Here is a 14,644-nt window from a genome sequence, read left to right on the forward strand (position 1 = left end):
AATATGATAAAAAATGCGATATTAAGCATAAAGAAGAATGTTGGTAAAACAATACTATTATTGGTCTTGATGTGTGTGATTGCAAATCTTGTTATTGCGGGGTTGTCAATAAAGAATGCAACATCAAAATCAATGGAGCAGGTACGTACATCTTTAGGTAGTGATGTAACTCTTACATACAATATGCAAAACATGATGAAGAATCGTGATAAAGGTGAAGCAATGGATGAGGTTATTAGCCCAGTTACAATAAAGATGGCTGATCAGCTAAAAAATTTAACATATGTTAAGAGCTATAATTATACTGTTAATGTAGGAGTGACAAGTGATGATATTGATCCTGTTGAAGTGAGTAAGAGTGAGGATTCATCAACCAATGCTGATCGTAAGAACTTTATGGGTGATATGCCTAAGATGATGGATCAAAATGATTTTACTGTTGTTGGGAATACAACGATGGAAAATATGAGTGAGTTTTTAAATGAAAATTATGTTTTAAAGAGTGGACGTTTACTTACTCAAAAGGATGCTGATAGTAAAAACTGTGTTATTGAAACAACATTAGCGAGTGATAATGATTTAAAAGTTGGCGATACTTTTAGTGTTACATCAACAAATGCGGATAATGAGGAAATAATAGTTAAACTGAAAATTGTTGGAATTTATACAATGCAGACAAATGATCAAATAGGTGGAATGATGAGTAATCGTCAAAATCCAATTAATCAAATTTATACTGGTTTAACAATTGCACAAAAATTAAATGATAGTACAACAAATATTTCTAAAGCTATTTATTATTTAGATGATCCTGAACATATTGAGGCATTTAAAGCAAAAGCAAAATCAGTAACGGATATTGACTTTGAGACTTATACTTTGGATGCTAATGATCAAGTTTATCAAAGAAGTATTGATTCGTTGGAAAATATGGAACAGTTTGCGACTATTTTCTTATGGGTTGTTATTGGTGCAGGAAGTGCTATTTTATGTTTGATTTTGATTTTAACAATGCGTAGTCGTTTTTATGAATTTGGGGTGTTTTTATCATTAGGACAATCTAAAATAAAAATCATGTTACAGCAATTGTTTGAGATATTGATGATTGCAGTTGTATCTTTTGGTATTTCTTTAGGGACAGGAAAGATGGTATCTAATGTTGTGAGTTCAATGTTAGAGTCGACTCAAAATAGTCAAAAACAAGTGATGATGGAAATGCCTAATGAAAAAACAACGGAAGCATCATCTGGTAATACAAAACAGGATTTGTTTGATAAAGCTATGAATGCTCCTACAAATAGTGAGTTAGATGTTTCTTTAACACCACAAACAGTTATTCAATTAGCTGAAATTACAGGATTGATTTGTTTGGTTTCTGTCGTCTTACCATCAATTTATATTTTACGATTATCACCAAGAGAAATTCTTGTGAAGAAGGAGGGGTAGGTATGGATGAAAATGTAATTTTAACGTTTGAACATGTTGATTATTATTATCAAGATGGTTCAAGACAAGTCAATATTTTAAAAGATGCCAACTATTCTTTTGAAAAAGGAAAGACTTACGCAATTGTTGGAGCGAGTGGTAGTGGTAAAACAACATCACTTGTTTTAGCTGGAGGATTGGATAAACCAAAAGAGGGACATATTTTATATAAGGGTGAAGATATTGCTAAAATTGGTTTTACAAAATATCGTTGTCTGGATGTATCGATTGTTTTTCAATCCTATAATTTAATTACTTATATGAATGCTGTTCAAAATGTTGTGAATGCAATGGATATCGCACATATTAAAGTACCACATAAAAATCAATATGCACTCAATATTTTAAAAGAACTAGGGTTAAGTGAAGAAGAATGTAAGAGAGATGTTCGTAAGTTATCAGGTGGTCAACAGCAACGTGTTGCGATTGCTAGAGCAATGGCCAAGGATGTAGATTTGATTTTGTGTGATGAACCAACAGGAAATTTAGATCCAGAAACATCACAAGGAATTATTCAAACATTTATTGATTTAGCACACCTAAAGAATAAGTGTGTTATTATAGTGACTCACTCTAAAGAGTTTGCTAATTGTATGGATATTCAATTACAGATTCACCAAGGAAAATTAGAAAAAATAAATGAATGTTCACAATAAATTCATATGTCAGAGTTATGATATAAGTGTCTTAAGAAAGACACATAATACAATCTATAGGCGACCCCTCTCCCTAAATATAAATCGTCTATAATAAAAAAGAACGTATTCCCCACGTTCTTTTTTTGTATATCAATATTTGCTTATTGCATATTTTTATAGGTGGATGTATAATATATTTGAAAAAGTTGTCCGAAAAAAAAGAAAAATGAGAATTTTTTGCGTATATAGTAGTAGGGGGATATTTTCTCCTTAGAAAGGATGACTTTTATGGATAGTATTGAAACATCGGCTGCAAAATTTTCTTCTGATTATTTTTTTCATTATCTTCTTCACCATTGTGACGAGGTGAGAAATCTGTTTGTTTCGCATTTGAGTGATCACCCCATCTTGAATACGGAGCTTACTGTTGCGGATTTCTATCAACGCAAAGAAAATGCTAAAAAGCGTATTTTGGATGTTGCGGTGGTTGATGACCAGGGATATTACTATGATTTAGAGATGCAAAATGGGGATATTAACAGATCTGAAATGATTAGATTTTTTAATTATGCATCACTTTTGTTAGATTCACAAATTAATAAAGGAAAAGACTATAATGTGAAAACAGTGAAAACGTTGATTATTTATACGGGTAAACCTATCCGTGATCTTGAGCATTTTGAACATCGTTTTGAGTTGATTGATTCTGATTATTTGATCAAGCTAAAAGACGGACCGATTGAAATTGAAATATTACAAATAGAAAGAATGGAGGAATTAGGAATGGAAGTTGTAAATAACGATCAATTTTATCGTATTGTACATATGTTTTCGAAGAATGAAGATTTTATTGATCATCATGATGATGAATTGTATACATTAGTGCTTGATCACTATAATAAGTATCTTAATTCAGATGAATATATTGCGAATCTACAAATAGAAAGAGATCGTCGTGCATATCATACTGGAATGATACAAAGTAGAAAAGAAGGAGTTGAGGAAGGAAAGATAATTGGAAAACAAGAGGGAATCGAAGAAGGAAAGATAATTGGAAAACAAGAGGGGATCGAAGAAGGAAAGATAATTGGGAAACAAGTGGGGATTGAAGAAGGAAAGATAATTGGTAAGCAAGAAGGAATTGAGGAAGGTATGTTAAAAGCAAAAAGGGATTATATCTTAATACTTTTTAGAAAAGAATTTCCTTATGAAGATACTCGCTTTCTTGAAAATTTATCTATTGAACAGTATGATGCGATTATGAAGTTATTGAGTGAAAATGGGAATCTAGAACAGATTTATGAAGTATGTCATATCTTCTTATAATTGAGTGTTTGAGCATAGTATATAAACTTAAAGGGTATTGATTAAAATCCAAAAAGTAAAGAAAACGGAGGAAATGAACAATGGGACAAAATGATAATCAGTTTTATCAGATGGAATCAAAGGATGACAATTTTGTTGATGATGATATTGCAATCCATTTGTTGGTGAGAGAATATTACAAGGAGCATCTTGATACTGGTGAATATATTGCTTATTTACAAAGGGAAAGAGATTGCCGAGCATATCATACTGGAATGATACAAAGTAGAAAAGAAGGAGTTGAGGAAGGAAAAATACTTGGAAAACAAGAGGGAATTGAAGAAGGGATAAGGATTGGAAAAGAAGAAGGGTATGAAGAAGGGATAAGGCTTGGGAGAGAAGAAGGAAGAAAAATTGTAAAACAGAAGGAGATTGAAGAAGGAAGAAGACTTGGAAAAGAAGAAGGAATATTAGAAGTTAAAAGAGATTGTGTCTTAATGATTTTTAAAAAAGAATTTCCTTATGAAGATACACATTTTCTTGAAAATTTATCTATTGAACAGTATGATGCAATTATGAAGTTATTGAGTGAAAATGGAAGTCTTGAACAAATCCATGAAGTTTTAAAAAAATAGGGTCAACTTCTCGTTGACCCTATAATTATATAATTTGAAAATGTTTTAACGCATTATAAATACCATTATCTTGAATGTCAGTTGTAATATAAGTGACTTCATCAAATAAAAGTGGATTACTATTCCCCATAGCAACAGCTTCTTTGGTGAATTTAAGCATTGGTAAGTCATTTGTAGAATCTCCAATACTTATTGTATCATCAATAGATATATGTAAATAATCAGCTATAAATTGTATACCAGTTGCTTTAGAATAAGGTAATGGGACAATTTCTAAGAAATCAACATCTCTTTGAATAATATCAAAATCATCAGCCAATAAAACTCTAAATGCTTCAATATCAGATTCCTTTGTATACCAAGAAGCAAACTTATCAAAAGGAACAACATCATTTTGATTATATTTATGAACAGGAAATTTTTCCTTAATATATCTTTGTTCAACTCCTTGAACAAAAGGATGATATGAAACTTCTGGGAAATAAACACCATAACGTCCTTCTAAAACTGTATCAACATGATATTCATGTGTTTTTTGAATGATTTTCTGTCTTAATTCATCAGAAATATCTACATGAAAAATAGGTTCGCCATGATATTCAATATATGTTCCACATCCACATATATATCCATCAAAAGGAATATCAGTAATCACTTGATCAATTGTAGAAATTGGTCTCCCAGTATTAATAAAACATTTATGTCCGTTTTGTTGAGCAAGTTGTATTGCTTTTTTAGTTGAATCAGGAACAGTAAAAGTTTGTTCATCTAGTAATGTTCCATCAATATCAAAAAATATTAATTTAGTATCCATAATTTCCTCCATTTCATTAATATCATAGCTATAATTAAAAAATAGGTCAAGATATAAAGAGGAAATAATCAAGTTGTATTGCGAAAAATTTTGCACTGTGATATAATTTCTATTAAATTTAAAGAGGGGATGATGCGGATGTATAAAATATTACGTAAAGAAAAACTAAATGATGTTGTTGAATTAATGGAAATCCATGCGCCAAACGTTTCTAGAAAATGTGAGCCAGGACAATTTATCATTTTAAGAGTCGGTGAAGATGGAGAAAGAATTCCTTTAACAATCGCTGATTTTGATAGAGAAAAAGAAACTATTACAATTATTTATCAAATTGTTGGATATTCTACTGAACAGTTAGCAAAATTAAATCAGGGGGATGAGTTAACTGATTTTGTAGGACCTTTAGGTGAACCAACTCAACTTCATCAATCAAAACATGTTGTTGGGGTTGCTGGGGGAGTAGGAAGTGCACCTTTATTTCCTCAATTACGTGCTTTAGCCAATATGGGTGTGGAATGTGATGTCATTATTGGTGGTAGAGAAGCTCAATATGTCTTATTAGCGGAAGAATTTAAAAAATTCTGTAAGAATGTATATATTACAACTGATGATGGATCACTTGGACAAAAAGGATTTGTTACTCAAGTATTAGCTGATTTAATTGAAAAAGGTGAAACAATTGATGAAGTTATTGCGATTGGACCTGTACCAATGATGAAAGCTGTTGTTGGTGTAACAAAACCTCATAACATTAAAACTTCTGTTTCATTAAATCCAATTATGATTGATGGAACAGGTATGTGTGGATGCTGTCGTGTTAGCGTTGATGGAAAAATTAAATTTGCTTGTGTAGATGGTCCTGATTTTGATGGATTATTGGTTGATTTTGATGAATTAATCGCAAGACAAAAGATGTTTAAGAGTGAAGAAGCACATATCTGTAATTTAACGGGGGTGAAAAGATAATGCCAAATATGTCATTAGAAAAGGTAAAAATGCCTGAACAAGATCCAAATGTAAGAAATAAAAACTTTGAAGAAGTTTCTTTAGGGTATACAAAAGAACAAGCAATGGAAGAAGCAACACGTTGTTTAAATTGTAAACATCAACCATGTAAAAAAGGATGTCCTGTAGGGGTACCTATTCCTGAATTTATTGCCGAAGTTGCTAAAGGGAACTTTGAAGAAGCTTATGAAATTATAACAAGAGAAAATGCCTTACCAGCAATTTGTGGACGTGTTTGTCCGCAAGAAAATCAATGTGAAGGAAAATGTGTCCGTGGAATTAAAGGTGAATCAGTAGGAATTGGTAGATTAGAAAGATTTGTTGCTGATTATCATAGAGAACATGGACAAAAGAAAGCTTTAAATATTGAAAAGAATGGTAAGAAAGTTGCAATTGTTGGAAGTGGGCCAGCAGGTATTACTTGTGCAGGTGAACTTGCTAAAAAAGGTTATGATGTAACTGTATTTGAAGCTTTGCATAAAACTGGGGGAGTTTTATCTTATGGTATTCCTGAATTCCGTTTACCTAAAGCTTTGGTTCAAAGTGAAGTTGATGGTGTTGCTCAATTAGGTGTTGATTTTGAAACAAATGTTGTAGTTGGAAGATCAATTACAATTGATGAATTACAAGAACAAGGATATGAAGCAATATTTGTTGGAAGTGGAGCAGGACTTCCACGTTTCCAAGGAATTCCAGGTGAAAACTTAAATGGTGTTTATGCAGCTAATGAATTCTTAACACGTGTTAACTTGATGAAGGGATATGAATTTCCTAAACATCCTACACCAGTAAAAATTACTGATACAGTATGTGTTATTGGAGCAGGAAATGTAGCAATGGATGCTGCAAGAACAGCAAAACGTTTAGGAGTTAAGGATGTTTATATTGTTTATCGTAGAGGAGCAGAGGAAGTTCCAGCCCGTGCAGAAGAAGTGCATCATGCTAAAGAAGAAGGTATCATCTTTAAATTATTAACAAATCCAGTTAAAATCAATGGTGAAGATGGATGGGTTAAATCTATGGAATGTGTTGAAATGGAACTTGGTGAACCTGATGAAAGTGGAAGAAGGAGACCAGTTGTTAAAGAAGGATCTAATTTTACAATTGAAACAGGAACAGTTATTGTTTCAATTGGACAAAGTCCTAACCCATTGATTAGACAAACAACACCAGGACTTGATACTCAAAAATGGGGTGGAATCATTGTTGATGAAGATACAATGAAAACAAGTAAAGATGGTGTTTATGCTGGTGGTGATGTTGTCACTGGTGCAGCAACTGTTATTCTAGCAATGGGTGCTGGTAAAAAAGCTGCTCAAGCTATTGATGAAGCACTAAAAAATAAATAATTTATTTGAGGAGATGTTATCTCCTCTTTTTTTGTAAAATGATATGGAAATTTTTGTATTTAAAGTGAATATTATAGCTAGTGTGTTTAAGGTGTTTGAAAAGATTGCTTAAAAGCAGATATTGTAACATCAATAACAAAATTATAATTTGTATATGAGTTTTAATGATAAGTTTATGTTAATTCTTTTATCTTTTCAATTTAATGATATAATTAAAATCAAGAGGACGTGGTAAAAATGAAAAACAAAGATTTGGCGTATGATAAATATCAAAGGATGAATTTTTATTGGTTGAAAACACATGTTAAACTTTTATATATAGGTTGTTTAATTGGATTTGTAGTAGAAGTAAGCATGATGTTTGCAATTTATCAAATTGATTATTTATCTTCTAGTTTTTCACATTATATCCACAAGTATGTATTGTTTCCTACTCTTGTTAATTTAATGGTATGTTTTTTGGCATCATATCTCGTAAATAATCGTAAAATATCATTTAAATCAAAACAATATAGTGTATCTATATTGACTGTCATATTAACTTTTGTATTTTCTTCAGTCCATAATAGTTTTGTGTCAGTCTTAATCTTATTGGGATTTCCAATACTTATTACAATTATTTACGAAGATGAAAAGTTAACAAGTGTTGTGACGGTATTAAGTTTAATTTTAATGTTTATAAGTAGTTGTTTTTTAGAATGGGATCCAGATAAAGTCTTTAATTCAACCTATCTTTTAAATACTATGGTTATTATGGTTTCGACTTTTTTGCTTTGGGTTATTAGTTGTTCAATGATTCATTTTATTGAGAAGAAAAGTAAAATTATAATTGAGGATAGTATGGAAAAATTTGATTTGGAAAAAAGAATATATATTGACGGATTAACACTGATTAAAAATAAGGATGCTTTTGATAAAGAAATGGATGAAATCACGAAAGATTCTAAAAATATTTATCATTTGGTGATGTTTGATATAGATTTATTTAAAGCTTTTAATGATGATTTTGGTCATTTATTTGGTGATAGAGTTTTGACCTCAGTAGGAAAAATATTATTAGAAAATATTCCTGAACAATCTGCTTATAGATATGGTGGTGATGAATTTTGTGTTATATTTAAAAATTATTCGGAACATGAAATTGAAGAAAAATTAAAGTTGGTGCAAAAGCAATTAAAAACAACTCAAATAAAGGGTGTGTCTGTAGAAATAACAATAAGTATTGGAGTTGCGGTAAAAGAAAATATAATGACTAAAGAAGAATGGATTGCAAAAGCTGATAAAGCTTTGTATTTATCTAAAAATAGTGGTAGAAACCAAATCACTTTTAGTCAATAATAAAAAACAGAAATTCAATGTTTGAGTTTCTGTTTTACTGATTTTGTTTATAAATCAAACTATTGTAAAGATGAAAATATATGATAAAATAATAACCGTGTGACTAGTGTGTGACGATAAATTATTATACTTATAGTATAAAATATTAAGGTAGAGGTGAATGCGCTATGAAAAAGAAAATGACTCTTATGATAGTGGCTGCTGGGTTATTTGTTGTAGCAATAGTTGGTGGTTCAATTGCATATTTTACTGCTGATACAAGAGCTAAGAATGCTATTACTGCTGGTAACTTAGGAGTTGAATTAAAAGTAGATGAAGAAAAAGTATCTCAATATATTGAAAATAATGGATTGAAAGTATCTGGAGCACTTCCGGGAGATAGATATGATTATCCAATTTATGCATATAATAGTGGGGATTTTCCATCATATATTCGTATTACATTAACAAAATATTGGAGTGACAGTCATGATGAAAAGAATTTTGACGCAGATTCAGCAAAGATTCTATTAGAAAATAATAACTCTGATTGGATTATTGATACATCTGATGAAAATAATGAAGTTGTTTACTGTTACTATAAAAAACCAATTGATAGCAAGACATCAACTACTCATGTTGTTGATGCAATCAAAATTGCTGATTTAAAAAATGCTGATCAAGATTTGTATTCACCATTAACAATAAAAGTTGATGTTGAAGTTGATGCGATTCAAAAAGTTGCAGCAAAAGATGCCATTTTAGCAGAATGGGGATTAGATGCTCAATTTGATTCTAATGGTAATATTGTAAGTATTAGTGAGTAAAGGGGGAATCTAAATGAAAAAGTTACTAATAACAGGTTTAAGCATATGCTTGTCTTTATTGTTAAGTGTTAATGTAGCAAAAGCTGAAGATGATTCACCTTTTATTACTTTTGATGGTAATGCATCTCAATATTTCGAATTTAATACAAATCAAAATGAATTGACTGATAAATTCATGGGCATGATGCCTGGTGAAGAAAGAAGTGAAACTTTTACATTAGTTAATAATGATCAAAGAGAAATGAAGTTTTATTTAAATACACAAGTTTTAAAGGATTTAAGTGAAGATAGTAAAACAAAAGGTGCAGTTTATGAAATCTCATTTACAAGAGATGGTGAAGAATTTTATAGAGGAACTATTGGTGGTGAAGATGGTTCATTAGTTGATTTAAGTGGTCAAAGCATGGGTGAAAACATGTTGATGGCTTCATTAAAAGAAAATGAAAAAAGTGTAATTAAAATGTCAATTGGTATTGATGGTGACTCAATGACAAATAGTTATCAAAATGCTGCTGGTGAGTTACAATTTGAATTCAGTGTAGAATATGATGATCCTGAAGTAGTACAACCAACAATTGTAGAAAAAATTGTCAAATTACCAGGGAAACAAATTAACAGATATATCAATGCAGTAAAAACAGGTGACTATACAGAATTGTTACCACTAGTTGTTGGTTTAGCAATTAGTGCTGGATTAATTCTTGTCTTAGTTAAAACAAGAAAGAAAAAAGATACAAAGGAAGGAGAATAATCATGAAAAAATTAATGAAAACATTATTTGCAGTAATGGTAATGGTTAGCATGATTGCTCCTGCTACTTTGACAAATGTATCAGCTGCAACAAGAAAATATGAAGTAGTTTTTAGATCTGGATCACAAGGAACATTTAAAACAGAAGGATTAAAAGGTGATTATGTCATTAATAAAGATCATACTGTTATTAAATATACAGTAAATGCTAATGGGACTTTTCCAGATGTTCCTGAATTAGACATAAAAGAAGGATATAGAAATAATTCTTGGAGTCCTGTATTGCCACAAGTTGGGACAAAAGTTCAAGAAAAACAAGTTTATGTTGCTAAATATATAAAATTAGTTAATGCTGTAGAATTTACAGTAAAATATGTAGATAAAAATGGTGTTGAATTAGCTACACCATCAATCTATACAACTGATTTAAATACTGAAGAAATCGTTAGAGCAAAAACTATTGATGGATATCAACCAGACTCTTTACAAAAAAGATTGGTTGTATCTAGAGAAAATGTAGAAATTCAATTTGTTTATACATCTACAAGAGAAGCAGAAAAACCTCCTGTAATTGAACAAATCGTCTATGTTGAAGGAGAACCAGTTTATGTTGATGTTGTTAATACAACAACAGTTGGTGGAGGAGCAAATGGTGGACAAGCAAATAATCCAACAAACCAAAATCCAACAACAAACAATCAAAATGATAATCCAACAGTAGAAGTGGAAGATCCTAATACACCTCAAGCTAATGGAGACGATACAACAAATGTAGATGATGAAAAGACACCATTATCTAAAGGACAACAAACATCAGGTAACGTTTTATATGTTGCTGGAACATTAGGTGTTATTGTTGTTATTATGGCAGTTGTATATCTATTAAAGAAAAAAAGAAATGCATAGATGGTGAATAATGTTTGATAAGGTCATGAAATTCATCATGACCTTATATTGATAAATATATCTTTGGTTTCATAATTTCTATGAATATGAATGTCTGTGACCTTTGCGTGACTAAAAAAATATAGAATTATGGTAGAAGATAGAAAAATCCTATTGATATATAGTAAGGAGGCTAAATTATGAAAGGAAAAATCCAACAAAGAGTAATTAATTTATTATTATGTCTTTGTATGATATGTGTAACTGCTTCAAATGTATTTGCTGTTACAGGTGATGAGCCTAGTAGCAAAGAAGAAACTAGAGAGGTTATTGATTGGAGTGTTACAAATAAGGATGGTTATAAATTTATAGCTAGTAATGAAAAGGAAACTGTCCAATCATTAGATGTTGATAATGATAAGACAGGTGTGTTGAAAAAAGCACCTGTAAATGATATAAATAGTAAATTACAAGTTCCTAATTTAGAAGATGGACAAATTTGGAAAGGTAAACAAGTTAAATATCTTGGTGATTCAGTATATGAAATCACTATTAAGTTTACTGGAAAAACTTTTACAAAGAAATATACTGAAAATAATCAGGTTAAATACGAATATAATGTAAATCCAATTAAAGAGGGTACAACAAGCGTACTAACTGATACTATTGGTGAAGGATTTTCGATTGTAAAAGTACCTACAACAAATGTAAGTGGTTCAAATGTTGAAACGTCTGGTTCACAAGTTAAGTGGAGTGTTCCTTGGGATAAACAACCATTATATGATAAAGATGTTGTTGGTACTTTAATTTATCAAGTTAAGTTAAATGATGGTGCTAAAGTTAATACAATTTATCAAACAGGTGACTTATTAGCAAAGATTGAAGCTAATGAATATAATACTTATTATTATACACATGAGCAAGTAACTACTAATGTTCCTGTTATTATAAGTTGGAATAATAGAACATCAGGATATGATAGTCAAGGAAATGAATTTAAAGGTATTAATTCTGTAACAATAAAAGGCAAAGAATATAAAGGAAATCCACAAAGTGAAGATATAACTTTTGATGGAGAGAGGTATGCATCTTCTGATCAAACAAGCAAAGAAGATTATACATTAGCATGGCGTGCTGAGCCTGCAAAAGATAATGCAAAGGGAAAAATTTATTATATTTTAGTTTTTGATCAAAACGGGAAATTGTTATATAAACTTGAGAATGAAGATGCAATAACAGTTCAAAACCCAGGGGGAAATGGAACAGAATATGCATTTACGATTACAGAGATTATCCCAAATGGGAAGCCTATTGAAGGTCGTAATCCATCTGCAATTGATGCTCAAGAATTTGGTCAAATTAGATTGACACAAAAAGATATTAAGGATTTATTAGAAGTTGATAAAACAGCTGATTTAGTAAATTGGGACGCAAGAAAATACAATGTTAAAATCACAGCTTCATCTAAGCTTGAAGTTGCAGAAGAAAAGCCTATTGATGTTGTATTAGCATTAGATGTTTCAGGATCTATGTTGTTCCCAAGTAAATTAAGTAAGGTTTCTAATACTGAATATACAAAAGATGGCTTATCTAAAGCATTTGGAGACAACAAATTTGATCGAAATGGAACTTATTATGTTATTAATGATCCAGCAGGTAAAGCTACTGTATATAGAATAAAATTTACAAAAATCAATGGCATATTACCGATTCCTCTGTACAGGGTGAAGGAAGTACTATAATTAGTAATAATAATTATTTATCTGATAATGGAAAATATTATGTATACACAGCAAGTGATTCAACTCAACGTTTTCAATATGTTAAAGGTGCTGCTAGTACATTTGTAAAATCATTGAATCAATTATCTAAAGATAGTTATGTAGGTATTGTTCCATTTGCTAAAACAGTTCAAGAGGAATATCCATTGACAAAAGTGGATGGTAAGGTCTCAAACTTTATATCAAAAATAGATCAATTAAGTACAACTGGTGGTACTAATCAAGTAGCTGCTTTAAATAAAGCAAAAGCAATGTTGGATAGTTCTGAAAATAAAGAAAATCCAAAATATGTGATATTATTAACTGATGGTTCAATTAATGCTAGACGTCCAAATAGTGATATTAAGTTCAATAATGATGATATTAAACAAGCTGCAGATGAACTTAAAGCTGCTGGCTATACACTTGTTACATTAGGTGTAAGTTTGGGAGATATTCAAACAGCCAAAGATTTATTGCAGGCAATTGCAAGTAAAATGGTTTCAGGAAATAAACTAGCATATGAATTAGCATATGGTACTGAATATCCAGATGAATTAAATTCAATTTTTAATTCAATAGTAAGTTCAGTTATGGGTAGTAGCTTAACTAAATGTGTGATTAAAGATTATATTGATCCTAGATTTGATTTATTAAATGATGAAGGACAAATTGCTAAAGTTGGTGATTCAGTAAATGGTGGTATTGTTGATAAAGATCCAAATGGATGGTATGTAATCTGGGAAAATCAAACAATTGGTAATAAAATTGGAGATACACCTGGTTGGGAAAAGAATATCACTTTAGTAGCAAAAGAAGATTTCTTAGGTGGAAATGTTATTCCTACTAATGGTGAAGGTTCACATGTCTCTGTTCCTTTTGGTGATAAAGATGGAAACATTAATAATTGGCAAGATATGAATTTACCTAAACCGACTGTAAATGTAAAAGAATTAAAAGGTATAGAAAAAGAAGTTGAACAAACTTATTTCTTAGGTGAAACTATAAATACTAAAGAATTGTTGAAAGTATTAATAAATGAATTAAACACTACACATGAACAAGCAACGGCAATTGCGAAAGAATTATTAGAAAGTGGAAAAACAGTTGCTGATTATAGTTATGGAGATACAAACGATGTAGTTGGTCAATTAAAATTGGCTATTTCAACTGAAAATGGTAATCTAAATAATCATGTTGCAACTAAAGTTGGTAAACATGTTGAAAAATATCAATTGAATGTTAAATATATTCCTAAAGACTATTCATCAAGAGAAGATGTTATGAGTAAAAAAGGTTATGAAATGCCAAATCAAACATTTGTTAAAGATGGTGGAATGCTTGTTACTAAAGAATTTAATTTATTAACAGGAACTGCTTGGGTCAATGTTATTGATGGAAAAATTATGATTACAAAAACAATTGATAAGTCAACAAACAACGGTACACAAGGTGATCCAATCTTCACATTTAAGATTGAAGGAATAACTGCTTCTGATAAAGCTTACTTAGAATATAGAACAGTAAGATTTTCAAATGTTGGAGAACAAACTGTTACTTTAAATGGATTAGAAAAAGGTGTTTATACAATTACAGAGTTAGATACAATGAGATATAAATTGTTAGATATTACTGTTGATGGTAGTGCACCAGTAGCAAAAACTGATAGTAATGCTAAAGTTGCAATTGGCTATACAGGAATGGATAACGAAAAAACAAATTTAAATGCTATTCAAGGTAATGTAGTATTTAAAAACAGCTTAGAGAATGATAAATTTATTTCTGATACTGATGTTGTTACTAACAAATTCAGTGTTGATGAAAATGGTAAAGTTACGATTACAAATGAGTATTATAACAATAACAATTAATAG

General features: G+C 30.4%; 13 protein-coding genes. 12 read left to right on the forward strand and 1 reads right to left on the reverse strand.

The window, feature by feature from the left end; genetic code table 11:
* Nucleotides 1-3 precede the first annotated feature (3 nt).
* From EDD60_RS06705 to EDD60_RS06720, 4 genes are all read left to right on the forward strand, one after another.
* Nucleotides 4-1,446: an ABC transporter permease gene (locus EDD60_RS06705; RefSeq protein ID WP_132226335.1), complete on the forward strand. Its 1,443-nt coding sequence runs from the start codon at nucleotides 4-6 to the stop codon at nucleotides 1,444-1,446.
* A gap of 2 nt (nucleotides 1,447-1,448) precedes the next feature.
* Nucleotides 1,449-2,141: an ABC transporter ATP-binding protein gene (locus EDD60_RS06710; RefSeq protein WP_066448336.1), complete on the forward strand. Its 693-nt coding sequence runs from the start codon at nucleotides 1,449-1,451 to the stop codon at nucleotides 2,139-2,141.
* A 270-nt stretch (nucleotides 2,142-2,411) separates the two neighbouring features.
* Complete coding sequence (locus EDD60_RS06715) at nucleotides 2,412-3,449, forward strand: PD-(D/E)XK nuclease family transposase (RefSeq protein WP_132226336.1); 1,038 nt, start codon at nucleotides 2,412-2,414, stop codon at nucleotides 3,447-3,449.
* Between the two features lie 80 nt (nucleotides 3,450-3,529).
* The gene (locus EDD60_RS06720; protein WP_132226337.1) at nucleotides 3,530-4,063 is read left to right on the forward strand and encodes a FliH/SctL family protein; all 534 of its coding nucleotides are present in this window, start codon (nucleotides 3,530-3,532) and stop codon (nucleotides 4,061-4,063) included.
* A 25-nt stretch (nucleotides 4,064-4,088) separates the two neighbouring features.
* Here the strand turns inward: EDD60_RS06720 and EDD60_RS06725 are convergent, their stop codons facing one another.
* A complete protein-coding gene (locus tag EDD60_RS06725) occupies nucleotides 4,089-4,877 on the reverse strand; it encodes an HAD family hydrolase (RefSeq protein ID WP_066448330.1) in 789 nt (262 codons plus the stop codon).
* A gap of 138 nt (nucleotides 4,878-5,015) precedes the next feature.
* Here EDD60_RS06725 and EDD60_RS06730 point away from each other — a divergent pair, with 138 nt between their 5' ends.
* The 8 genes from EDD60_RS06730 (at nucleotide 5,016) to EDD60_RS06765 (ending at nucleotide 14,641) form a co-directional block, all read left to right on the forward strand.
* Nucleotides 5,016-5,843: a sulfide/dihydroorotate dehydrogenase-like FAD/NAD-binding protein gene (locus tag EDD60_RS06730; RefSeq protein WP_066448328.1), complete on the forward strand. Its 828-nt coding sequence runs from the start codon at nucleotides 5,016-5,018 to the stop codon at nucleotides 5,841-5,843.
* Nucleotides 5,843-7,231 (forward strand): NADPH-dependent glutamate synthase, encoded by a 1,389-nt coding sequence (gene gltA, locus EDD60_RS06735; protein WP_066448325.1) that lies wholly within the window; start codon nucleotides 5,843-5,845, stop codon nucleotides 7,229-7,231. The genes EDD60_RS06730 and gltA overlap by 1 nt, the downstream gene beginning before the upstream one ends.
* Before the next feature lie 237 nt (nucleotides 7,232-7,468).
* The gene (locus tag EDD60_RS06740) at nucleotides 7,469-8,569 is read left to right on the forward strand and encodes a GGDEF domain-containing protein (protein ID WP_066448324.1); all 1,101 of its coding nucleotides are present in this window, start codon (nucleotides 7,469-7,471) and stop codon (nucleotides 8,567-8,569) included.
* A gap of 167 nt (nucleotides 8,570-8,736) precedes the next feature.
* Nucleotides 8,737-9,375, forward strand: a complete 639-nt coding sequence (locus EDD60_RS06745) for a TasA family protein (protein WP_066448321.1) — start codon at nucleotides 8,737-8,739, stop codon at nucleotides 9,373-9,375.
* 13 nt (nucleotides 9,376-9,388) lie between these two features.
* Nucleotides 9,389-10,126: an LPXTG cell wall anchor domain-containing protein gene (locus EDD60_RS06750; RefSeq protein WP_066448320.1), complete on the forward strand. Its 738-nt coding sequence runs from the start codon at nucleotides 9,389-9,391 to the stop codon at nucleotides 10,124-10,126.
* Nucleotides 10,127-10,128: 2 nt separating this feature from the next.
* Complete coding sequence (locus EDD60_RS06755; RefSeq protein WP_066448319.1) at nucleotides 10,129-11,031, forward strand: MucBP domain-containing protein; 903 nt, start codon at nucleotides 10,129-10,131, stop codon at nucleotides 11,029-11,031.
* A gap of 179 nt (nucleotides 11,032-11,210) precedes the next feature.
* Nucleotides 11,211-12,752: a hypothetical protein gene (locus tag EDD60_RS06760; RefSeq protein ID WP_066448316.1), complete on the forward strand. Its 1,542-nt coding sequence runs from the start codon at nucleotides 11,211-11,213 to the stop codon at nucleotides 12,750-12,752.
* On the forward strand, nucleotides 12,752-14,641 hold the full coding sequence (locus EDD60_RS06765; RefSeq protein ID WP_257529212.1) for a vWA domain-containing protein: 1,890 nt from the start codon (nucleotides 12,752-12,754) through the stop codon (nucleotides 14,639-14,641). Before EDD60_RS06760 ends, EDD60_RS06765 begins: the two co-directional genes overlap by 1 nt.
* The last annotated feature ends 3 nt before the right edge of the window (nucleotides 14,642-14,644 follow it).

Source organism: Longibaculum muris, from assembly GCF_004343035.1.
GTDB classification, from domain to species: domain Bacteria; phylum Bacillota_I; class Bacilli_A; order Erysipelotrichales; family Coprobacillaceae; genus Longibaculum; species Longibaculum muris.